The organism is Streptomyces sp. NPDC059255, assembly GCF_042752355.1.
Lineage (GTDB): Bacteria > Actinomycetota > Actinomycetes > Streptomycetales > Streptomycetaceae > Streptomyces.
Window position 1 is genome coordinate 1 of record NZ_JBHYZP010000060.1, and the last position, 22,247, is coordinate 22,247.

At 73.8% G+C, this 22,247-nt stretch carries 15 protein-coding genes; 10 read left to right on the plus strand and 5 right to left on the minus strand.

Going from position 1 to position 22,247, the window contains the following annotated elements; all coding sequences use genetic code 11:
• Positions 1 to 2 precede the first annotated feature (2 nt).
• Positions 3 to 1,562, minus strand: a complete 1,560-nt coding sequence (locus ACFXKG_RS39260) for an ATP-dependent DNA ligase (protein WP_384849783.1) — start codon at positions 1,560 to 1,562, stop codon at positions 3 to 5.
• 292 nt (positions 1,563 to 1,854) lie between these two features.
• Between ACFXKG_RS39260 and ACFXKG_RS39265 the strand changes: the two genes are divergently transcribed.
• Both ACFXKG_RS39265 and ACFXKG_RS39270 read left to right on the plus strand, forming a co-directional pair.
• On the plus strand, positions 1,855 to 4,143 hold the full coding sequence (locus ACFXKG_RS39265; protein ID WP_384849786.1) for a tetratricopeptide repeat protein: 2,289 nt from the start codon (positions 1,855 to 1,857) through the stop codon (positions 4,141 to 4,143).
• A gap of 86 nt (positions 4,144 to 4,229) precedes the next feature.
• A complete protein-coding gene (locus ACFXKG_RS39270) occupies positions 4,230 to 5,762 on the plus strand; it encodes a phytoene desaturase family protein (RefSeq protein ID WP_384849789.1) in 1,533 nt (510 codons plus the stop codon).
• Positions 5,763 to 5,827: 65 nt separating this feature from the next.
• On the opposite strand, the gene ACFXKG_RS39275 is transcribed toward ACFXKG_RS39270, so the two are convergent.
• Complete coding sequence (locus ACFXKG_RS39275) at positions 5,828 to 7,681, minus strand: serine hydrolase (protein ID WP_384849792.1); 1,854 nt, start codon at positions 7,679 to 7,681, stop codon at positions 5,828 to 5,830.
• Positions 7,682 to 7,837: 156 nt separating this feature from the next.
• On the opposite strand from ACFXKG_RS39275, the gene ACFXKG_RS39280 reads away from it, so the two are divergent.
• Positions 7,838 to 8,944, plus strand: a complete 1,107-nt coding sequence (locus ACFXKG_RS39280) for a calcium:proton antiporter (RefSeq protein ID WP_384849795.1) — start codon at positions 7,838 to 7,840, stop codon at positions 8,942 to 8,944.
• A gap of 23 nt (positions 8,945 to 8,967) precedes the next feature.
• Here ACFXKG_RS39280 and paaK read toward each other — a convergent pair whose 3' ends face one another.
• Positions 8,968 to 10,290, minus strand: coding sequence for a phenylacetate--CoA ligase PaaK (gene paaK / locus ACFXKG_RS39285; RefSeq protein WP_384849798.1), 1,323 nt, complete (start codon positions 10,288 to 10,290; stop codon positions 8,968 to 8,970).
• Between the two features lie 173 nt (positions 10,291 to 10,463).
• Here paaK and ACFXKG_RS39290 point away from each other — a divergent pair, with 173 nt between their 5' ends.
• The 6 genes from ACFXKG_RS39290 (at position 10,464) to ACFXKG_RS39315 (ending at position 16,897) form a co-directional block, all read left to right on the plus strand.
• Positions 10,464 to 11,372: an alpha/beta fold hydrolase gene (locus ACFXKG_RS39290; RefSeq protein WP_384849802.1), complete on the plus strand. Its 909-nt coding sequence runs from the start codon at positions 10,464 to 10,466 to the stop codon at positions 11,370 to 11,372.
• Positions 11,373 to 11,506: 134 nt separating this feature from the next.
• Positions 11,507 to 12,253, plus strand: coding sequence for a gamma subclass chorismate mutase AroQ (gene aroQ, locus ACFXKG_RS39295; protein WP_384849805.1), 747 nt, complete (start codon positions 11,507 to 11,509; stop codon positions 12,251 to 12,253).
• Between the two features lie 100 nt (positions 12,254 to 12,353).
• Positions 12,354 to 12,596: a DUF397 domain-containing protein gene (locus ACFXKG_RS39300; protein ID WP_365819494.1), complete on the plus strand. Its 243-nt coding sequence runs from the start codon at positions 12,354 to 12,356 to the stop codon at positions 12,594 to 12,596.
• 115 nt (positions 12,597 to 12,711) lie between these two features.
• Positions 12,712 to 13,212: a hypothetical protein gene (locus tag ACFXKG_RS39305; RefSeq protein WP_365819492.1), complete on the plus strand. Its 501-nt coding sequence runs from the start codon at positions 12,712 to 12,714 to the stop codon at positions 13,210 to 13,212.
• 185 nt (positions 13,213 to 13,397) lie between these two features.
• The gene (locus ACFXKG_RS39310; protein WP_384849808.1) at positions 13,398 to 15,683 is read left to right on the plus strand and encodes a glycoside hydrolase N-terminal domain-containing protein; all 2,286 of its coding nucleotides are present in this window, start codon (positions 13,398 to 13,400) and stop codon (positions 15,681 to 15,683) included.
• A gap of 104 nt (positions 15,684 to 15,787) precedes the next feature.
• Entirely contained in the window at positions 15,788 to 16,897 is a 1,110-nt protein-coding gene (locus ACFXKG_RS39315) for a chemotaxis protein (protein WP_384849811.1), read from the plus strand.
• 118 nt (positions 16,898 to 17,015) lie between these two features.
• Here the strand turns inward: ACFXKG_RS39315 and ACFXKG_RS39320 are convergent, their stop codons facing one another.
• Together ACFXKG_RS39320 and ACFXKG_RS39325 are read right to left on the minus strand one after the other, a co-directional pair.
• The gene (locus tag ACFXKG_RS39320) at positions 17,016 to 18,995 is read right to left on the minus strand and encodes an N-acetylmuramoyl-L-alanine amidase (RefSeq protein WP_384849814.1); all 1,980 of its coding nucleotides are present in this window, start codon (positions 18,993 to 18,995) and stop codon (positions 17,016 to 17,018) included.
• A 265-nt stretch (positions 18,996 to 19,260) separates the two neighbouring features.
• Entirely contained in the window at positions 19,261 to 20,382 is a 1,122-nt protein-coding gene (locus ACFXKG_RS39325; protein ID WP_384849817.1) for an aminoglycoside phosphotransferase family protein, read from the minus strand.
• Positions 20,383 to 20,614: 232 nt separating this feature from the next.
• On the opposite strand from ACFXKG_RS39325, the gene ACFXKG_RS39330 reads away from it, so the two are divergent.
• Entirely contained in the window at positions 20,615 to 22,114 is a 1,500-nt protein-coding gene (locus ACFXKG_RS39330) for a hypothetical protein (protein ID WP_384849820.1), read from the plus strand.
• Positions 22,115 to 22,247: the final 133 nt, after the last annotated feature.

Below are 22,247 nucleotides of genomic sequence, written 5' to 3' on the forward strand. Positions count from 1 at the left end.
GCTCAGTCCGGCCGGCGCGGGGCCCGGCCGTGGGCCGCCAGCACCGCCCCGACCGTGTCCGCCTCCTCCGCCGTCTTGTCCTCCCGGTAGCGCACCACCCGCGCGAAGCGCAGTGTCACTCCGGCCGGGTAGCGGGACGACCGCTGCAGCCCGTCGTAGGCGATCTCCACGACCAGTTCCGGACGTACGGTCACGGTGAACCCGTCGTCCCGCAGCTCCAGCTCCCGCAGCCGGTCCGTCTGCCACTCCAGCATCGCGTCCGTCAGCCCCTTGAACGTCTTGCCCAGCATCACGAACGAGCCGTCGTCCCGCCGCGCGCCGAGATGGAGGTTGGAGAGCCGCCCGGTCCGTCTGCCGTGTCCCCACTCGGCGGCCAGCACCACGAGATCCAGGGTGTGCACCGGCTTCACCTTCAGCCAGCCGGCGCCCCTGCGGCCCGCGCTGTACGGGGTGTCGAGCGCCTTCACCACCACGCCCTCGTGCCCCCGGTCCAGGGTCTCCCGGAGGAACTCCTCCCCGGCGCCGGCGTCGAGGGGCGCCCCGCCGCCGCCCGGGACGACCAGCCGCCGTACCCGCATCGGCCCGGGCACCAGCCGTGCCAGCACCTCGTACCGGTCCGCGCACGGCAGATCGAGCAGATCCTCGCCGTCGGCCGCGAGGACGTCGAAGAAGACCGGCGACAGCGGCACCGCCGCAGCGGCCGACGTGACGTCCGTACGCGACCCGACCCGGCCCGCGACCTCCTGGAACGGCCTCGGCCTGCCCCGCTCGTCCAGCGCGATCACCTCCCCGTCCAGCACGAACCGGTCGCCGTCCAGCCCCAGCGCCGCCGTGCTCACCTCCGGCAGCCGGCCGGTGATCTCGTCGAGCGTGCGCGTGAAGATCCGTACCGTGGACCCGCTCCGGTGCACCTGCACCCGGATCCCGTCGAGCTTCTCCTCCACCACGCACTCCCCGAGCCGGTCGACCGCCTCCGCCACACTCGTCGCGCTCTGGGCGAGCATCGGCAGGACGGGACGGCCCACCGTCAGCAGGAACTCCTCCAGTACGTGCGGACCCTCGGCCAGCAGCCGCTCGGCCACCGGCTGCAGCGAGCCCGCCAGCATCACCGCCCGCCGTACGGCCGCCGGGGAGGCGCCCGCCGTCTGCGCGAGCGCCTCGACGGCGACCGCGTCCAGCGCGCCCTGACGCACCTCGCCGGAGATCAGCCCCACGAGGAACCGCTGCTCCTCCTCGGTGGCCGCCCCCAACAGCTCCCGTACCAGCCGCCGTCGCTCCCCCTGGGCCCCGGCCCCGGCGACGGCCGCGAGTTCGGTGAACACGGCGTCGGTCCCGTGCACGGTCAGCGTGGCCCGGCCCGCGGGCGGCGGCGGGTCCTTCAGCGCGTTCCAGCCGACCCCGATCCGCCCCTGCGGCAGCCGGCCCGCCAGATACGGGATGACGACGGGCACGTCCCCCGGCCCGGCCGTCCGGAAGACACCGGCCAGCAGCGAGATCTTCCGGGTCCGCGCCGAGCTCTCGGCGACCTCCCGGGAGACACGGGCGAGCGGTGCCAGCAGCATGCTGCCATCGTGCAACGCCGGACGCGGCTCCGCCCGTCAGGGGCGGTCCGCCGTTCCTGACGGGCGGAGCACCGCGCGGCGAGGCACACCCCGGCACGGCGATAACCTGGGCGCACCCTCGGCGGATCACCGTAGGGGCACCACGGGCCAGGGCACGCGAGCCCAGCCTGATCCGAACGACAGACCGTAGGGCCCGACACGTGCCCCGACCCGTACACACTCCAGGCCAGGGCCGCCATACTGGACGGGCCGGGGAGGGCGCAGCGAGAGTGACGGGGGGCCACAGCACGCGATGGCGGACAGCATGCTGATCCAGGGCCGTTACCGGCTGCTCGATCTCATCGGACGCGGCGGGATGGGCGAGGTCTGGCGGGCACGCGACGAGTCGCTCGGCCGGCAGGTCGCGGTCAAATGCCTCAAACCGCTCGGCCCGCAGCGTGACGACTCCTTCACCCGCATCATGCGCGAGCGGTTCCGCCGCGAGGCCCGCGTCGCCGCCGCGCTCCAGCACCGGGGCGTCACCGTCGTCCACGACTTCGGCGAGTACGACGGCGTCCTCTACCTCGTCATGGAGCTGCTGGAGGGCCGCAACCTCAGCCAGCTCCTGATGGACCACGGCAACCCGCTGCCGGTGCCCGATGTCGTCGACATCGCCGAGCAGGTCGCGGACGCGCTCGCGTACACCCATGAACAGGGCATCGTCCACCGCGATCTGAAGCCCGCCAACATCATGCGGCTCACCAGCGGCGCCGTGAAGATCTGCGACTTCGGCATCGCGCGCCTCGGCCGGGACATCGGCTTCACCTCGCGCCTCACCGGCACGGGCATCGCCATGGGGACCCCGCACTACATGTCGCCCGAGCAGATCGCCGGCGGCCAGGTCGACCACCGCAGCGATCTCTACTCGCTCGGGTGCGTGCTGTACGAGATCGCCACCGGCGCCCCGCCGTTCGACCTGGAGGACGCCTGGTCGGTGCTGGTCGGCCACCGCGACACCGTCCCCGAGGCGCCCAGCGGCCACCGCTCGGAACTGCCCGACTTCTTCGACGGGATCGTCCTCGACCTGCTGGCCAAGACCCCCGAGGAGCGCCCCGCCGACGCGGGCGACCTCCGCCGCCGGATCAGCGCATCCCGGGCCGGCGCCGGACTCGGCCCGGGATCGGGCGGTTACGGCTACCCCGCGCTCGGCGGCCCCGGCGCGGCCACGGCCGCCCACCCCGCGGGCGGGCACGGGACGGCGCGCCCCGACGGAGCGCCCCTGCCGTCCTGGACCCGCGCCATGACCACGGGACACAAGGCGATCGGCCTCGCCGACCTGCGGCCCACCCCGCCCGACCACACCGCCGGGCTCACTGGTGAGTGGACCACCGCGACCGCCCCGCGCGCCGGGGACCGCCGGCCCGGGCCGTCCGCCACCGGGCGGCCCACCCCGCCGCCCGAACAGCTCGCCGTCCTGACCAGCAGACACAACGCCGGTCTCAGCCTCGGCCGGCTGGGCCGCTGGGAGGAGGCGGGGGAGGTGCACCGCGCGGTCGCCGCCGAACGCGAGCACGCGCTCGGCCCGGACCACCCCGACACCCTCGGCAGCCGTTACGAGGTCGGCTTCACCCTGAGCAGGACCGGCCGCACGGCGGACGCGCTGCGCGAGTTCACCCGCGTCGCGGAGGGCCGCGAGCGGGCCCTCGGCCCCGACCACCCGGAGACGCTCGCCGCGCGTCAGGAGACGGCGTACGTACTCGGCCAGCTCGGCCGGTACTTCGAGGCCCACGAGGTGTTCACGGCGGTCCTCGCCGCCCGCGAGCGCACCATCGGCCCCGACGACGCCGACACCCTGCGCTGCCGCCACAACCTGGCCTACAACCTCGGCCGGCTGGGCCGGCTGGAGGACGCCCACCGGCTCGCGGGCGAGGTGGCCGCGGCGCGCGCCCGGGTGCTCGGCCCCGGCCACCCCGACACGTTGATCAGCCGGTACGAGGTGGCGTACGCGCTCGGCCAGCTCGGCCGCTGGCCCGAGGCGCTCGCCGCCTACCGCGAGGTCGCCGCCGCCCGCGCCGAATCCCTCGGCGCCGACCACCCCGACACCCTCGCCGCCCGCTACGAGGTCGGCATCAGCCTCGGGCGGCTCGGCGAGAGCACGGAGGCGCTGGAGCTCTACCGCGAGCTGGTGGCGGACCGTACCCGGATCCAGGGCCCCCACCACCCCGAGACCCTGCGCGCCCGGCACGGCCTCGGCGTCAACCTCGGCCGGCTCTCCCGCTGGGAGGAGGCGCTCGCGGAGTCCCGTGACGTCTGCGCGGCCCGCGAACGCGTGCTCGGCGCCGACCATCCCGACACCCTGGTCAGCCGCCGCGAGATCGCCGTCGGCCTGGGCTGGCTCGGCCGCTGGTCCGACGCCCTGTCCGTCTACCGCCAGGTCGCGGACACCCGCGACCGGGTCCTCGGCGCCACCCACCCCGACGCGCTCGCCAGCCGCAACGACGAGGCGCACTGCCTGGAACAGCTCGGCAGGGGAGCGGAGGCGGTCCAGCTCTACCGGCAGGTGGCGGCCCTGCGCCAGCAGCACGGCGCCCGCGGCTACTGAACCGCCCCGGACAGCGGACCGTCCCCGCGCCCCTCCGGGCTCCGCGCCCCTCTGGCCCCGAGATCATCCACGTGTTACCAAGGGCCATGCCCGCACACACCTCGTACGACGCCGTCATCGTGGGCGGCGGTCACAACGGCCTGGTCGCCGCCGCCTACCTCGCCCGCGCGGGACGCTCCGTCCTCGTCCTCGAACGGCTCGGCGCCACCGGCGGCGCCGCCGTCTCCAGCCGTCCCTTCCCCGGGGTGGACGCCCGGCTCTCCCGCTACTCGTACCTCGTCTCCCTCCTGCCCGACACGATCGTGCGGGAGCTGGGGCTGCGCTTCGCCGTGCGCAAGCGCACCGTCTCCTCGTACACCCCCCTCGGTGACGGGGGACTGCTGGTCGGCGAGGGGCGCACGCGGGACTCCTTCGCCGCGCTGACCGGCTCCGACAAGGAGTACGCGGCGTGGCGTGCCTTCTACGCGACGACGGCCCGCCTCGCCGAACGCGTCTTCCCCACCCTCACCGAACCGCTGCCCACGCGCGCGGCGCTGCGCGACCGGATCGACGACGAGGCCGCCTGGCGGATGCTGTTCGAGGAACCGATCGGCTCCGCGATCGAGGAGCGGTTCGACCACGACCTGGTCCGCGGTGTCGTGCTCACCGACGCGCTCATCGGCACCTTCGCCGACGCCCACGACCCCTCACTCGTACAGAACCGCTGCTTCCTCTACCACGTGATCGGCGGCGGGACCGGCGACTGGGACGTCCCCGTCGGCGGCATGGGCGCGCTCACCGACGCGCTGGCCGGCGCGGCACGGGCGGCGGGCGCGGAGATCGCCACCGGGCACGAGGTGACCGCCGTGGCGACCGACGGGACACACGCCGAGGTCACCTTCCGCACCGGTGACGCCGAGGGCGTGGTGGGGGGCCGTCACATCCTGGTGAACGCCTCGCCCCGGGACCTCGCCGCGCTCCTCGGCGAGGAACCGCCGCCCGCCGCGGAAGGCGCCCAGCTCAAGGTCAACATGGTGCTGCGCCGGCTGCCGGAACTGCGCGACCGCTCCGTCGACCCCCGGGAGGCGTTCGCCGGTACCTTCCACATCGCCGAGGGGTACGGCCAGCTCGCCACGGCGTACGCACAGGCGGCGGCGGGCGCGCTGCCGAGCGCCCCGCCCTCCGAGATCTACTGCCACACCCTCACCGACCCCTCGATCCTCGGCCCGGGACCCGCCGCGCGGGGCTATCAGACCCTGACGCTGTTCGGACTCCACACGCCCGCACGGCTGTTCGCGCGGGACAACGAGGGGGCGCGCGCGGAGCTGCTCGCGGCGACCCTCGCCCAGCTCGACGAGCGGCTGGCGGAGCCGATCGCGGACTGTCTCGCCCTGGACGAGGACGGCCGCCCCTGCATCGAGGCGAAGACACCGCTCGACCTCGAACGCGAACTGCGGCTGCCCGGCGGTCACATCTTCCACCGCGACCTCGCCTTCCCGTACGAGGACGGCTCGGCCGGCCGCTGGGGCGTGGCGACCGCGCACCCGAACGTCCTGCTGTGCGGCGCGGGCGCGGTACGCGGCGGCGGGGTCAGCGGGGTGCCGGGACACAACGCGGCGATGGCGGCCCTGGGCCGGTAGCCGGCAGCCGGTAAGCACGCGGCCCCGCCGGCCGGGCCGGGGCCGTGGGCGGCGGGCGGGCCGGGTCAGTCCGCCGAGGGTGCCCAGCCCGCCGCCGTGATCCGCGCCGCGTCCCGGCCCCGCGCCTCGTCGAAGAGGGCCCGGCCCCCGTCCTCGACCCGCAGACCGGTCACGTACACCCCCCGGCCCACGTACAGCCGGTCCGTCGTGTACCGCCAGCGCAGCACGGTCTCGCGGCCGTGCCACGGCGTGAGTGCCGCCGTCAGCCGGTGCCAGACCCGGCCCGACCAGCCCGTCACCGAAGCCGCCGGGTGCTCCCTCGGCTCCTGTCCCGCCGTCACGGTGGTGAAGGGCACCGGCAGCCAGCTCCGCCCGCCGTCCCCCGACGCCTCCAGGAAGAGGGCGTCCGGCCCCGGTTCGGTGTCCCACCACACGGAGCAGCGCAGCCGCGCCCCTGCGGTGACCGGGGTGAGCGGGGGCAGGGCGAGGGTGGCGGTCGTCGCGTTGGCCATGCCGCCGAACCAGGCGGGGCGCCGCCGGGGCGGCGCCACCGCCACGGCGCGCGCCATCCGGTCGGCGGTGGCCACGCGCGGCGCGCTGCCCGAGCGCCAGTTCCGTACCGGATGGACGGAGTTGCCGAGCACGATCAGGAACGAGTCGGTGGTCGGGTCGAGCACGAGACTGGTGCCGGTGAACCCGGTGTGGCCCGCCGTGCCGGGGGTGGCCATCGCCCCCATGTACCAGTGCTGGTAGAGCTCGAACCCCAGCCCGTGGGCGTCGCCGGGGAAGTCCGTGTTGAAGTCGGTGAACATCAGCTCCACCGACGCGGGCCGCAGGATCCTCGCCCGGCCGTACGCGCCGCCGTTGAGGAGCGTACGGGCGAGGACCGCCAGATCCCAGGCGTCGGAGAAGACCCCGGCGTGCCCGGCGACCCCGCCCAGGCTGTACGCGTTCTCGTCATGCACCTCGCCCCACACCAGCCCCCGGTCCAGCCCCGACCACGGCGGCCGGGCGTCCTCGGTGGCGGCGATGGCGGGCCGCCAGGAGGCCGGCGGGTTGAAGCGCGTGCGGCGCATGCCGAGCGGTGCGGTGATCCCGGTACGCAGCAGCACGTCCAGGGGGTGACCGGTGATCCGCTCCAGGACGAGCTGGAGCGTGATCAGGTTGAGGTCCGAGTACCGGTAGACCGTCCCGGGCGGGTCCGCCGGGATCTCGTCCCACAGGAGCTGGAGCTTGCCCTCCCGGGTCGGCGCCGTGTACAGCGGAATCCACGCGCGGAACCCGGAGGTGTGCGTCAGCAGCTGGCGCACCGTGATGTCGCCCTTGCCGGCGGCCCGCGCGGCGTCCGGGCCCGCGAACTCCGGGAGGTACGTGACGACCCGCTCCGTCAGCTCCAGCGCGCCGCGCTCGATCTGCTGGACGGCGAGGAGCGAGGTGAAGAGCTTGGAGACCGAGGCGAGATCGAAGACCGTGTCCTCGGCCATCGCGATCCGCCGCTCGGCGGGCAGCTCCACCCCGGTGCCGGTCGTCTCGTCGTAGGCCGCGTAGCGCACGGCGTGGCCGATCGCCCGGTGCAACGCCACCGTCGCACCGCGCCCCGCGAGCAGCACGGCGCCCGCGTACCAGGGGTGGACGGGGGAGGGCCCGAGAAACGCCTCGGCGGCGCCGACCAGTCCGTCCAGCTCCCGCCGGATCAGCCCGGCCCGCTCGGCGGAGCCGCGGCGCAGCGTGGGCGCCGCCCGCCCGGGGCCGTTCGGGGAGGCGGCCGGAGCGGCGGCCGTCCCCGCACCGGCCGCCCGCGCGGCGGAGCCCTCGGCGAACGGGATCGGCGCCACCGCGAACGCCCCGCCGAGAGCCAGCACCCCACCGCCCAGCCTGCGCCGGCTGATTCCCTCACCGGCGGCCGCGTCCTCCGTCATGGAAAGCCCTCCCCCTGAAGCCTGAAAGTATTTTTCGAGACCCCGATCAAGTGCTGAAACTTTCTTGCGGGACCCCGCCGGTGTCAACCCTCCGGGCCCGTACGGCTCCGAACGGTCACCGCGCGGACCCACGCCACCTCTGGCACCGTGTGGCGCATGAGTACGAGCATCGGCATCCGGTCCCTGATGTCCCAGTGGACCGTGGTGGTGCCGCTGCTCGCCGTGATCGCCCTCGTCCTGGGCTGGGGGCGTACTCTGCCGGGGTTCGCGGTCGGCCTGGTCGCCCTCTGTCTCGGGGGCGCGGTGCTCGCGGCCGTGCACCACGCCGAGGTGGTCGCCCACCGGGTGGGGGAGCCGTTCGGATCGCTCGTCCTCGCGGTCGCCGTCACCGTCATCGAAGTGGCCCTCATCGTCACCCTGATGGTCGACGGCGGCGGCAAGAGCGCCACCCTCGCCCGGGACACCGTCTTCGCCGCCGTCATGATCACCTGCAACGGCATCCTCGGCCTGTGTCTGTTCGTCGGCGCGCTGCGCAGCCGGGTCGCCGTCTTCAACGCCGAGGGCACCGGGACGGCGCTGGCCACCGTCGCGACCCTGGCCACCCTCACCCTGGTCCTCCCGACCTTCACCACCAGCAAGCCGGGGCCGCAGTTCTCCCCGGCGCAGCTCGGCTTCGCCGCCGTCGCCTCGCTCGTCCTGTACGGGCTGTTCGTCGCCGTGCAGACCGTGCGCCACCGCGACTACTTCCTCCCCGTCACCCCGGCGGGCGATGTGCTGGAGGAGGACGCGCACGCCCCGCTGCCGACCCGCCGGGCGACCACCCTGAGCCTGGTGATGCTGCTGGTGGCGCTGATCGCCGTCGTCGGGGACGCCAAGGCCGTGTCGCCCACCATCGAGTCGGGCGTCGAGTCCGCCGGGCTGCCGCAGGCCGTCGTCGGTGTCGTCATCGCCCTGCTGGTACTGCTGCCGGAGACCCTCGCCGCCGTGCGGGCCGCCCGCCACGAGCGGGTCCAGACCAGCCTCAACCTGGCCCTGGGTTCGGCCATGGCGAGCATCGGGCTGACGATCCCGGCCATCGCGCTCGCCATGATCTGGCTGGAAGGTCCGCTGGTCCTCGGGCTGACCGCCACCCACATGGTGCTGCTCGCCCTCACCGTGGTGGTGGGCGCGCTGACCGTGGCGCCCGGCCGGGCCACCCTCCTGCAGGGCGGGGTCCATCTCGGCATCTTCACCGCGTTCGTGTTCCTCGCCATCAGCCCCTGATTCCCGCGTCCCGGGGCGGGCCCTCACGTCGCGCGGGGGCCGCGTGGGTCGTGGACGTCGCGTAGGGCACGGAGATCGACGATCCGCTTGATCTTGCCCACCGAACGCTCCAGCGTCTCCGGATCGACCACCTCGACCGAGACCGACACCCCCACCCCGTCCTTGACGGCCGCGGCGATCGCCCGTGCCGCCTCCGCGCGCTGCTCCGGCGTGGCCGCCGCCCGCGCCTCGGCCCGTACGGTCAGAGTGTCCAGCCGCCCCTCACGGGTCAGCCGGAGCTGGAAGTGCGGAGCGACGCCCGGGGTGCGCAGCACGATCTCCTCGATCTGCGTGGGGAAGAGGTTCACCCCGCGCAGGATCACCATGTCGTCGGTCCTGCCGGTCACCTTCTCCATCCGGCGGAAGACACGGGCCGTGCCCGGGAGCAGCCGGGTGAGGTCCCGGGTCCGGTAGCGGATCACCGGCATCGCCTCCTTGGTCAGCGTGGTGAAGACCAGTTCGCCCTCCTCGCCGTCCGGCAGCGCCTCACCGGTGAGCGGATCGACGACCTCCGGATAGAAGTGGTCCTCCCAGACCGTGAGCCCGTCCTTGGTCTCCAGACACTCCTGCGACACCCCCGGGCCCATCACCTCCGACAGCCCGTATATGTCGACCGCGTCGATCGCGAACCGCTCCTCGATCTCCCGCCGCATCTCCTCCGTCCACGGCTCGGCGCCGAAGATCCCCACCCGCAGGGAGGTGGCGCGCGGATCGACGCCCTGCCGTTCGAACTCGTCCAGCAGCGTGAGCATGTACGACGGGGTGATCATGATGATCTCGGGCCGGAGGTCCTGGATCAGCCGGATCTGACGCGCGGTCATGCCCCCGGAGGCGGGCACCACCGTGCAGCCCAGCCGCTCCGCGCCGTAGTGCGCGCCGAGCCCGCCGGTGAACAGGCCGTAGCCGTACGCCACATGGACCGTGTGCCCCGGGCGACCGCCGGCCGCCCGGATCGAGCGGGCCACCACATCGGCCCAGGTGTCCAGATCCCGCTGGGTGTAGCCGACCACGGTCGGCACCCCCGTCGTACCGCTGGAGGCGTGCAGCCGCCGTACCTCCGAGCGGTCCACCGCGAGCAGCCCGAACGGATACGTGTCCCGCAGATCGGACTTGGTGGTGAACGGGAAGCGGGCCAGGTCCGCGAGCGAGCGGCAGTCCTCGGGGCGCACTCCGGCCCGGTCGAAGGAGCGCCGGTAGAAGTCCACGTTCTCGTACACACGGCGCAGGGTGGACCGCAGCCGCTCCAGTTGCAGTACGGCCAGTTCCTCGCGGCTGAGCCGTTCCGCCGCGTCCAGCAGAGGGGTCATGGCGCTCTCCCTGGTCCGTCCGGCCGTACCGGGGGCCCGGGCAGCCGGGCGGAACCGATCATTCGGTTGATCGTCCCGGAGCCAGTAACGCAGGAGCCTTCGGCGAGCGTCAAGAGACACGGCGCGGTGTCGCCCCGTTGCCGTGATCGCGCACGGACTGTGAGGATCGCGGCATGCCCACGTTCAGCACATACGACGGAACCGAACTCGCCTACCACCCGGTGGGGGAGGGGAAGCCCCTGGTGTGTCTGCCCGGCGGCCCGATGCGGGCGTCGGAGTACCTCGGCGATCTGGGCGGGCTCGCCGCGCACCGGCAGTTGATACGGCTCGACCTGCGCGGTACGGGGGACTCCGCCGCCCCCGCGGCCGCCGCCGCACCCCTGGGGTACCGCTGCGACCGCCAGGTCGACGATGTCGAGGCGCTCCGCGCCCATCTCGGACTCGCCCGCCTCGATCTGCTGGCCCACTCGGCCGCCGGGGAACTCGCCCTCCTCTACGCGGCCCGCCACCCGCGGCGGCTCGCCTCCCTGACGCTGGTGACCCCGAGCGCCACGGCGGCCGGGATCGAGGCGACAACGGAGGACCGCCGCGAGGCCATGGCGCTGCGCGCCGGTGAACCCTGGTACGCCGCCGCGACGGCGGCCTTCGAGGAGGTCCTGGCGGGCCGGGCGACGGACGAGGTGTGGGCGACGCTCAAACGCTTCAACCACGCGCGCTGGGACGCCGCCGCACAGGCCATGGTCGCCGCCTCGCCCCGGCAGATCAACCAGGAGGCGGCCGCGGCCTTCTTCGGCGCGGGGGCCTTCGACCCGGCCGCGACCCGGGCCGCGCTCGCCACCCTGGCGGCGCCGGTCCTGGTGGTGGCGGGGGCGCTCGACGGCGGCCCGCGCCCCGCGAAGGCCCGTGCGCTCGCCGGGCTGTTCGGGCACGGCCGGCTCGCCGTGCTGGAGGGCGCGGGACACTTCCCCTGGCTGGACGAACCCGGCGCGTTCGTCCGTACGGTGGCGGGCTTCCCGGACTCCGCCACACGCGGCGGGGACGCGGAGGCGGGGACGGCGGCGGGCGGAGCACGGCCGGCCTGACGCGCGGCACGGCGGACGGCCCACCGGTCGGGAGCCGCCCGGACATCCGGGCGGCTCCACGGCAGTTCGGGGGAGGGCGGGTGCCGGTGCCGCCGTACGATCGGGAGCCCGGCCCCACCCGTGGGAAGGCCCCGATGCACACCACCGCCGCGCACACCACCCCCACACGTACCACCCCCACACGTACCACCCCCGCACGTACCACCCCCACCACCCCTTCCGTACGCCGCCGCGTCGCCCTGACCGCCGCCACCGCGCTGCTGCTCCTGGCGCCCGGCACGGCCTCGGCCGCCGTACTCCCCGCTCCGGAGGCACCGGCGGTACGTGTCTTCGGCGCGTCCGACCGGCCCACCGGCGCCTTCGGGCGCCTGTACCTCCTCGCCGAACTCTCCGCGCGGCGCCTGGCCACCGCCGACCTGGTCGCCGCGGCGAAGCGGGGCACCGGCAGCCCCGTCGACGCCCCCGAACGTGAGCGGCAGGTCCTCTCCACCGCCGCCCACCGGGCCCAGGAGCTGGGCGCCGACCCGGCGGTGACGGTCAGGATCTTCCGGGACCAGATCGAGGCCAACAAGGACGTGCAGCGGGAACTGCTCCGCCGCTGGGACGCGGACCCCGAGCACGCGCCGTCCGAGCGGCCGGATCTGGCCGGGGTGCGCGCGGAGATCGACCGGATCGACGCGGGGCTCGTCCGGGCCGTCGCGGGCTCGGCCCAGGACCGTACCGCGCCCCGCTGCGGCCGTCTGCTGACCGCCGCGGCGGTCCGGGCCGCCGCCGGACAGCGTCAGGACCTCGCCCACGCGAAGGCGCTGGGCAGGGCGCTGGGCTCCGTCTGCGCGCGGGACGAGCCGCCCGTACGCAAGGCTGACGCGGCCATGCCATGAACGTGCCCCGCGTCGCCCCGGGGCCTTCTGCCGCGGTCTGTCCCCGGACCGTCGGTGATGGATAGGCTGACCCGGGACGACGCAGCGGGAGGAGCAGGACGTGGCTGAGAGCACCACCACCCAGAAGCCGCTTTCGGGCTGGGACAAGCCGGAACTCGATCTGAGCGGCGCGGACTGGCAGTCCAGCAGCCAGGGGGCGGGCGACGTGCAGATCGCGTTCGTCGAAGGCTTCATCGCCATGCGCAACAGCGGCCGGCCGGAGAGCCCTTCGCTGATCTTCAGCCCCGCCGAATGGCGGGCCTTCGTGATCAACGCCCGTGACGGAGAGTTCGACCTCACGTGAGGTGACCCCGCCCGGCGGGCCCCGGCGCCCCGGGCCCCGGGTGTCCGGCCCCCGGCCCGCATTTTCGGTCCTCACCCGGCTCCTCCGGAGTGGCGCGAACCCGTACCATGGTGGGATGTCCTTTCTCCGCCGCCGCAGCGCCGCCACACCCGCGGGCCCGGACTTCGATGTCCTGGCCATGGACCCGGGTGACTGGCCCGGCAATCTGGGCGCCGGTCTGCTGCCCGCCCCCGACGGGAGCTGCCAGGGGGTCTTCCTCCGGTACGACCTGTTCGGCGGCCGCGGGCCCGCGATGATCATCGGAAATCTGCCGGAGGGCTCACCCGCCCGTGAGCTGGGGGACGGCCAGATCCCCTTCGAGGTGGCGCAGCTCCTGCTCGCGCTGGAGAACGACGAGCCGGTCGAGGTCATCGGCACCGAGGACATGCCGGTGATGCAGGGGGACAACCTCCTGATCGTGCGCCGGCTCAAGCTCTCGGAAAGCCGGATCTCCTGCGTGCAGTTCGACCGCAGCGACAACGTCCTCGTCACCATCGCGAGCTGGGACCGGCCGATCACCGACGACCTCTACGCCCTGCTCAAGCCGCTGCCCGCGGAGCTGTTCCAGCAGGGCTGACGGCGGCGCGCCGCTCAAGGACACCGTCCACTTCACGCCAGCGTGCGCGGTGGACCGTCCGCTCCCTTGCCGGATGAGTCATCGGACTTTTACCGTGACTGGCCATGACTCCTGGGATGAGCCGCAGAACCACGATCGCGTCAGCACTGGGTGCAACAGGAGCCCTGGTGTGGGGAGTTCCCGCCATGGCCGATACGGGTGCCCCCGCCGACCCGTCCGATGATTCCACGCTCTGGTACCGGACCCCCGCCGCCGACTGGGAGCGCGAGTCGCTCCCCGTCGGCAGCGGCGCCCTCGGCGCCGGGGTGCACGGCACCCTCGCCACCGAGCGGCTCACCCTCAACGAGAAGACCCTCTGGACCGGCGGCCCGGGCGCCGGGGGCGGCTACGACCACGGCGACTGGACCGCGCCGCGCCCCGGCGCCCTCGCCTCCGTACAGCAGCGCCTGGACACCGAGGGGCGGCTCGATCCGGCCACCGTCGCCGCCGAACTCGGCCAGGCCAAGAGCGGTTACGGCGCCCACCAGGTCCTCGGCGACCTGGAAGTGACCGTCTCCGGCGCGCCGGAGACCCCCGACGCCTCGTACCGCCGCTCGCTCGACCTGAAGAACGCCCTCGCCGCCGTCTCGTACACCCACGGCGACACCGCCTACACCCGGGAGTTCTTCGCCTCCTACCCCGGCCGGGTGATCGCCGGACAGTTCGCCGCCGACCGCCCGGGACGGACCAACCTCACCCTGCGCTACACCTCCCCGCGCGCCGACTTCACCACCACCGCCGCGGGCGACCGGCTCACCGTGCGCGGCGCCCTCCAGGACAACGGGCTGCGCTTCGAGGCCCAGATCCGCGTCCGTACACAGGGCGGCACCGTACGAGCGGAGGCCGACGGCACCCTCACCGTCAGCGGCGCCGACCGCGCCTGGTTCGTCCTCGCCGCGGCCACCGACTACGCCGACACCGGCCCCGGGTATCGGGGCGAGGACCCGCATCCGGCCGTCACCCGCGCCGTCGACCACGCCGCCGCCCGGCCGTACGAAGCACTGCGCGCCGCTCATGTACGCGACCACCGGGCGCTCTTCGACCGGGTCTCGCTCGACCTCGGCGGCCGCTTCCCCGACCTGCCCACCGACGAACTCCTGGCCCGGTACACCGGCGGGAGCGGGCCCGCGGACCGAGCGCTCGAAACGCTCTTCTTCCAGTACGGCCGCTATCTGCTCATCGCCTCGTCCCGCCCGGGATCGCTGCCCGCCAACCTCCAGGGCGTGTGGAACAACTCCACCAACCCGCCCTGGTCGGCGGACTATCACGTCAACATCAACCTCCAGATGAACTACTGGCTCGCCGAGGTCACCAACCTCGCCGAGACCACCGCCCCCTACGACCGCTACGTCGAGTCGCTGCGCGCCCCCGGACGGCGCAGCGCCCGCCGGCTCTTCGGCACGCCCGGCTGGGTCGTCCACAACGAGACCAACCCGTACGGCTTCACCGGGGTCCACGACTGGCCCACCGCCTTCTGGTTCCCGGAGGCCGCCGCCTGGCTCACCCAGCAGCTCTACGACCACTACCGCTTCAGCGGCTCCACCCACTACCTGCGCGCCACCGCCTACCCGGTGATGAAGGAGGCCGCCGAGTTCTGGCTGGCCAACCTCAGGACCGACCCGCGCGACGGCACCCTCGTCGTCACCCCCAGCTACTCGCCGGAGCACGGCGACTTCACGGCCGGCGCCGCCATGTCCCAGCAGATCGTCCACGACCTGCTCACCAACACCCTGGAGGCCGCCACCACCCTCGGTGACGCCCCGGCCTTCCGCACCCGGCTCCAGGACACCCTCGAACGGCTCGACCCCGGGCTGCGCGTCGGCTCCTGGGGACAGCTCCAGGAGTGGAAGGCCGACCTGGACGGCCCCACCGACGACCACCGCCATGTCTCGCACCTCTTCGCCCTCCACCCCGGCCGGCAGATCGAGGCGGGCAGCGCCTGGGCCGAGGCCGCCAAGGTCTCGCTCACCGCGCGCGGCGACGGGGGGACCGGCTGGAGCAAGGCGTGGAAGATCAACTTCTGGGCGCGGCTGCGCGACGGCGACCACGCCCGCACCATGCTCGCCGAACAGCTCGGGAACTCCACCCTCGCCAACCTCTGGGACACCCATCCGCCGTTCCAGATCGACGGCAACTTCGGCGCCACCTCCGGCATCGCGGAGATGCTGCTCCAGAGCCACCACGGCCCGATCGAGATCCTGCCCGCCCTGCCCGCCGCCTGGCCCCGAGGACGGGTGTCCGGGCTGCGGGCGCGCGGCGGCGCCACCCTCGACATCACCTGGTCGGGCGGGCGCGCCACGCGGGTCGTGCTGCGCGCGAGCCGTACGGGGGAGCTGACGCTCCGCGGCACCCTGCTCCCCGGCGGCGAGCGGACCTTCCGCGCCACCGCGGGCCGGACCTACACCTTTGCCGCACCGCCCGGGCCGGCCTGACCGCGCGCCGCGCCCTCCACCGGCGGGCACCTCCTGCGGAACCCGCCGGTATCCCGCAGGATGGACGCACGCACACACGGGGGGCCGGTGAGCGAAGGGACAGTATGGACAGCAACGGTCTGACGCCCGAAGTCCTGCGGGAGCTGCGCGCGCCGCGCCCGTATCCGGCCGTGTCCCTGACGATGCCCACGCACCGCCGCGACCGTCACAACGAGCAGGACACCGTACGGCTGCGCAACCTGCTCGCCGCGGCGGGCCACCGGCTGGAGGCCGACCCCGGGGTGGACCGCAAGGCCCGCACCGCGGTCATGGAGCGGCTCACCGCGGCCGTCGCCGAGGTCGATCTGCGCCACGCGCTCGACGGACTGCTCGTCCTCGCCGACGCCCGGGAGCACCGGATCTGGTACCTCCCGCGCGAGGTGCCCGAGCGCGTCGTGCTCGCCGACACCTACCTCACCCGGAACCTCGTGGCCGCCACCGCGCAGTCCCGCCCGTACTGGGTGCTCGGGATCGCCGCGGACCGGGCGACGCTCTGGAGCGGCTCCGGCGAGTCGCTGCGCGAGCACCGCGTGAACGGCTTCCCGATGACGCCCCCGGAGGAGAGCTGGGACGTCGAGCGCGAGGAGCGGGTCGGGAACATCCCGAGCACCTTCAGCGACGAGGAGACCCGCCGCTTCGTGCGCTCCGTCGACCACGCCGTGGGCACCGTCCTGGCACGCCGGCCCCGACCACTTCACCTGGTCGGGCTCGCCCCCGCCCTCGCCCTGTTGGCGGAGGCCGGCAACGCCACCCACACGGCCGCGGGACGGCTGGTCAAGGGCGGTCTCACGGACGGCCCGGCGCCGGTCCTGCTGAAGGAGATCCGCCCCGTCGTCGAGGAGCACGCGCGCCGCGAGAAGGCCGAGGTGCTGGACCGGCTCGACGAGGCGAAGGGGCGGCGCACCTTCGCCGCCGGGCTGGACGAGGTCTGGGAGTCCGTACGGGAGAAACGGGCCGATCTGGTCGCGCTCGAAGAGCACTTCCGGCGTACGGTCCGGGTCCGGGACGGCCATCTCGTGCCCGTCGACGACGCCTCCGCGACCGGTCCCGGCGTACGCGACGACATCGTCGACGAACTGGTGGAGGGCGCGCTCGACGGCGGCGCCCGCGTCGTGTTCCTCCCGGACGGCACGCTCGACGGGCACGACCGGATCGCCGCCGTCCTGCGCTACTGACCGCTACCGACAGGACGGCGGGACGGTACGGGCGTCACCGACTCCCCCGTGGCCGGCAACGCCCGTACGTCATTCCCCCGTTCCCCCGTTTCCCTCGCCCCCCGTTCTCCGGCCCCGGTCAGCGACCCGCCGGACGCACCTCGACATCGGCCGCCTTCACGAACGCGATCCGATGCCCGAACTGGATCTGGTAGTACCGCTCCGTGCCCCGCACCACGTGGTGGCCCGCCGGGTCGAAGGTGGCCGCGTAGTAGTACTCGCCCGGCCCCTCGCCCCCGACCACGTACCGCTGCCCGGCGAGCAGCTTGTACGGCAGCGGGGAGACCGGCTGGACCGGCACGCCCGCCGGGTACGCTGCCGCCTCCGGGTAGGCCCGCCCGTACACCGGGACCTCCGCGAGCCCGGCCCTCGGGGTCAGCACCGGCGCCTTCGTGCCCACCGCCGCGGGCGCCGCCGCGGGATCGAGGAACCACGCCTTCTGCCCGAGGTACCAGATCGCCGTCCAGTCACCCTGCCGCCCCGCCACCGCGTACCGCTGGCCCGTCGAGGCGCGGGCGCCCGTGTCGTTGACGTCCGCCGTCGAGTCCTGACCGCCGGGGCGCAGCCCGGCGTCCTTGACCAGTGGGGCGTTCGCGTCCGGCGCCGTGCGCAGCCGTACGGCGCCCGAGCCGTGCGGGGCGCACGCCGTGCCCGCGCTCTCGCACCCGGTGTACGGCGGCCTGCTGGCCGCGTAGTCGGGCCGGATCGTCACCACGGAGGGGTTCGCGCCCCCGCTCGCCCGCAGCGGCGCGCCCAGCAGCTCGAAGTAGTGCGCCCAGTCCCAGTAGGGACCCGGGTCGGTGTGCATCCCGGGGACCGTCGACGCGGTCGTGCCCGGCACGTTGTCATGGCCCAGGATGTGCTGCCGGTCCAGCGGCACCTGGTACTTCTTCGCCAGATACGCGACCAGCCGGGCCGACGAGCGGTACATCGACTCCGTGTACCAGGCGTCCGGCGCGGCCAGGAACCCCTCGTGTTCGAGCCCCACCGACTTCGCGTTGACGTACCAGTTGCCCGCGTGCCAGCCGACGTCCTTCACCGGCACGTGCTGGGCGATCCGGCCGTCGGAGGAGCGCAGCGTGTAGTGCCACGACACATACTCCGGATCCTTGATCAGCTTGAGCGTGGTGTCCCAGGAGCCCTCGGTGTCATGGATGACGATGTAGTCGATCTTCTGGGACGCCGGCCGGTCCGCCAGATCGTGATTGCCGTAGTCCCCCTCGCCGAACTCCTCGTACGGCGCCGGCACCCAGCTGCAGGAGACCGTGCGCGGGCACTCCGTGCGCGCCGGGTCGCCCGCCCGCAGGCCGAGCCGGGAGAGCTGCCCGGTGTCGGGTTCGACCCCGGGCAGCGCGGACAGCGCCACCCGCTGGCCGCTGTCCGTCGTGCGCCGCTCGCCCGCCCGGATCACCTCGTACACGTCCCGGGCGTAGGCGGCGGCGGTCGCGGAGTCGTCCGCGCCGGAGAACCGGGCGACCGCGCCGTACCAGTGGGCCGGGTCGGCGCTGAGCGGCTCGCCCAGCTCCCGCTGGGCCGCCGCCAGCAGCGCGGCACCGCCCCGGACATTGGCGGCGGGGCTCGTACGCAGCTCCTCGGCGGGCAGCCCGGTCAGCCGGGCGGCGCGGTCCAGGGTGCGCAGCGGCGCGGGCAGTTCCGCGGTGTCCGGCACCGTCACGCGGACGGGTGCCGTCAGCGGGCGCGCGGTGTCGCCGCGCGCGTCCTCCGTACCGTCCGAGTGGTGCGGCGCCTCGGCGAGCGCGGTCCTGGCGTCGGTGAGATGCATGGGGCCGTAGCCGCCGCTCACGCTCGGCGCGCCGCTGTGCGTGTCCCAGCGGGACTGGAGGTACGAGACCCCGAGGAGCACGCTCGGCGGCACCTGGTACCGCGCGGCGGCCGCCGCGAACTCACCCTGCAGGGAGCCGGGTCCCGACCGCTCCGCGGTGGCGGAGGGACCGGCCGAGACGAGCGGGAGCAGCAGCGCGGCGGACGCCACGACACCGCCCGCCCGCAGTGCGCGCCCGCGTGCCGTTCTCGGTCGCGGGGGGAGAGAACCTTGCAATGCAGCCTCCAGTGACGGGTGGTGCGCTACGTACTGCCGGGCCGATCCGCTTCCCAGAGGTATCGGCTCCCGGACGATCCGTCAATCAGGCTCCACGGGGAGGATTTCGCACGTCAGCACGGCTTTCCCGGAGTTTCTCCGCGGTGGTGCCCCGGCCTGCGGCGCGTCAGTGGAATGTACCAATGAATGTATCTGGTGGAGGGGGCGGAGCTCCGGCCGCCGGCCCACCGTCCCCTCGGACGGCCCCGGGGGCCGGCTGGCCGGGTCAGCGGGTGCCGACCGCGGCGCGCACCGCCCGCCGCGCCATGGCGCAGTCGTCGTGCAGCCGCCGCAGCAGCAGCCGCTGCTCCTCGCCCGTCGGCGCGCCGCCCTGCTGCGCCGCCGCGGACACGCCGGGTCCCGGGGAGGGGGCCTCCCGCATCGCGCGCTGCACCGCGGTCTCGTACATCCGGATCTCCCGCGTCAGCACGAGCATCAGGTTGACGAGGAACGCGTCCCGCGCCACCGGACCGCTGGCCGCGGCGAGCTGGCTGATCTGACGGCGCGCCACCGGTGCGTCCCCGAGCACCGCCCAGAGCGTCGCCAGATCGTACCCGGGCAGATACCAGCCGGCGTGCTCCCAGTCGACGAGCACCGGGCCCGCCGGTGACAGCAGGATGTTGGAGAGCAGCGCGTCGCCGTGGCAGAACTGGCGCATGGTCTGCCGGGCTCCCGCCAGACCGTGCAGCAGCTTCTGGAGGTCGCCCAGATCCCGGTCGGTGAACAGCCCCAGCTCGTGGTAACGGGCGATCCGTGACGCGTAGTCGAGCGGCGCGCCGAACAGATCGGCCTGCGGGCGCCAGGAGTTGAGCCGGGCGATCGCGCCGAGCGCGGCCCGTACGTCCGCGCGCGGCGGCGCCTCCGTGGGGTGGCGGGTCAGCGCCGCGGCGCGACCGGGCATCCGCTCGATGATCAGCGCGCAGTTCTCCGGGTCCGCCGCGATGAGCCGGGGCACCCGGACCGGCGGCCTGTTCCGGACGAACGAGCGATATGCCGCTATTTCGTGGCGGAACCGCTCCGTCCAGACGGGCGAGTGGTCCAGCAGGCACTTGGCGACCGCGCTGGTCCGCCCCGTGGTCCCGACCAGCAGGACGGACCGGCCGCTGCGGCGTAGTACCTGAACGGGCTTGAACTCGGGGCAGATCCGGTGGACCGCCGTGATCGCCATGCGCAACTGGGCGCCCTGGGGGCCGGACAAGTCGAGTCTCCCGCTGAGCGTCTGGGTGACCGCCCCCGCCCTGAACCGAGTCCGCCCCGCGTGGGTGGGGTCGAGATACGGTCCGCTGCCCGGGGTGACCGGACGCCCGGACCGGGGCGGGGCGGACACGGAGGACGATGCTGTGTACATGGGCGATACAGATCCCTTCGTGTGCCGACGAGTTACGGCGCCTTCCCGCCCCGGCCGCCGTGAGGCACCCTGGGGAGTACGTCCGGTTGCCGGGCCGGGGTGGCGCGTTCCTACTCGACACCGGCGAACGGGTGGCACACCATCTGGCGCACCCTGGCGAACCCTGGCGAATAGTCGCCAGGTACCTGACTGAGCGTTACTGTCAAGTCAGCCGAGAACCTGGGGGCTTGACGTGAGCGGTGAACCCAACACCCGTCTGTCGGATCTGTTCGGCCTGGCCGGCTGGTCCAAGGGCGAACTCGCACGGTTGGTGAACCGGCAGGCGGCGGCCATGGGCCACCCCCAACTGGCCACCGACACGTCGCGGGTGAGGCGTTGGATCGACATGGGGGAGACCCCTCGCGATCCGGTACCGAGAGTGCTGGTCACGCTGTTCACCGAGCGGCTCGGTCGTGTCGTGACCATCGAGGACCTCGGGTTCGCACGGAACGGACGCGCGGGGAAACGACGGGACTCCGGGAACGCGGACAACCCCGACGCCCTGCCCTGGGCGCCCGACCGGACGGCAGCGGTCCTCACCGAATTCACGGGAATGGACCTCATGCTCAACCGTCGCGGCTTGGTGGGCGCGGGTGCAGCGCTCACCGCAGGCACCGTACTCACCAGCACTCTGACCGACTGGCTGCACGCCGACCCCGCACCCTCCTCCGGCCCTCCACCCGCCGACGATCACCTGAACGCGGAACCCGCCGGGTTCGACCGCTACGAGGCCGCCCCCATCGGGTCCCAGGAGATCGAGGCACTGGAGCGGTCGGTCGAGGTCTTCCGCGCCTGGGACGCCGCCCGTGGCGGCGGACTCCAGCGCAAGGCCGTCGTGGGCCAGCTCAACGAGGTGGGCGGGATGCTCGCCTACCGTCACCCCGACCATCTCCAGCGGCGCCTGTGGGGCGTCGCCGCCAACCTCGCCGTCCTCGCGGGCTGGATGTCCCACGACGTCGGCCTCGAACCCACCGCCCAGAAGTACTTCGTCATCGCCACCCACGCGGCGCGTGAGGGCGGGGACCGCCCCCGGGCCGGCGAAGCGCTCTCCCGGGCGGCCCGCCAGATGATCCATCTCGGCCGGCCCGACGAGGCCCTCGATCTGATGAAGCTCGCCAAGTCCGGCTCCGGGGAGGAGAATCTGCCCCGCACCCAGGCCATGCTCCGCACCATCGAGGCGTGGGCCCAGGCCTCGATGGGCCGCGGCCAGGCCATGCGCAGAACACTCGGTGAGGCGGAGGACCTCTTCGTCTCGGACAAGGGGGACGTTCCGCCGCCCTGCTGGATGCAGATGTTCGACGAGGCGGACCTGCACGGCATGGAGGCGCTGGCCTTCCGTACCCTCGCCGAACACGACCCGAAGGCGGCGAAGATCGCGCAGGGCCACGCCAAGGAGGCGCTGGAGCTGCGCGGCGGCGGACGGCAGCGGTCCAAGATCTTCGACTACATCTCGCTGGCGTCCGCCTGCTTCATCGCGGACGATCCGGAACAGGCCGACCGCTACGCGCGGCTCGCGCTGGTGTCGATGGGGGAGACCTCCTCGCACCGCACCTGGGACCGGCTGCGGGAGATGTACCGGCTCACCGGCCAGTACGCGGGGTACGGGAAGATCGAGGACCTGCGCGAGGAGATCGCACGCGCGCTGCCGAAGAGCCCGGGCAGGAAGACGGAACCGGGCCGGGCCGACATCTGAGGCCCTGAGCGGCACACTCGCTCACAGCTCACAGCTCACAGCTCACAGTCACAACAGTGGTCTCGCAGCCCACAGTTCACCACGGCGGGCTCACAGCTCATGGAAGGAAGCCGCGAAGGCCCCACCCGGCGCT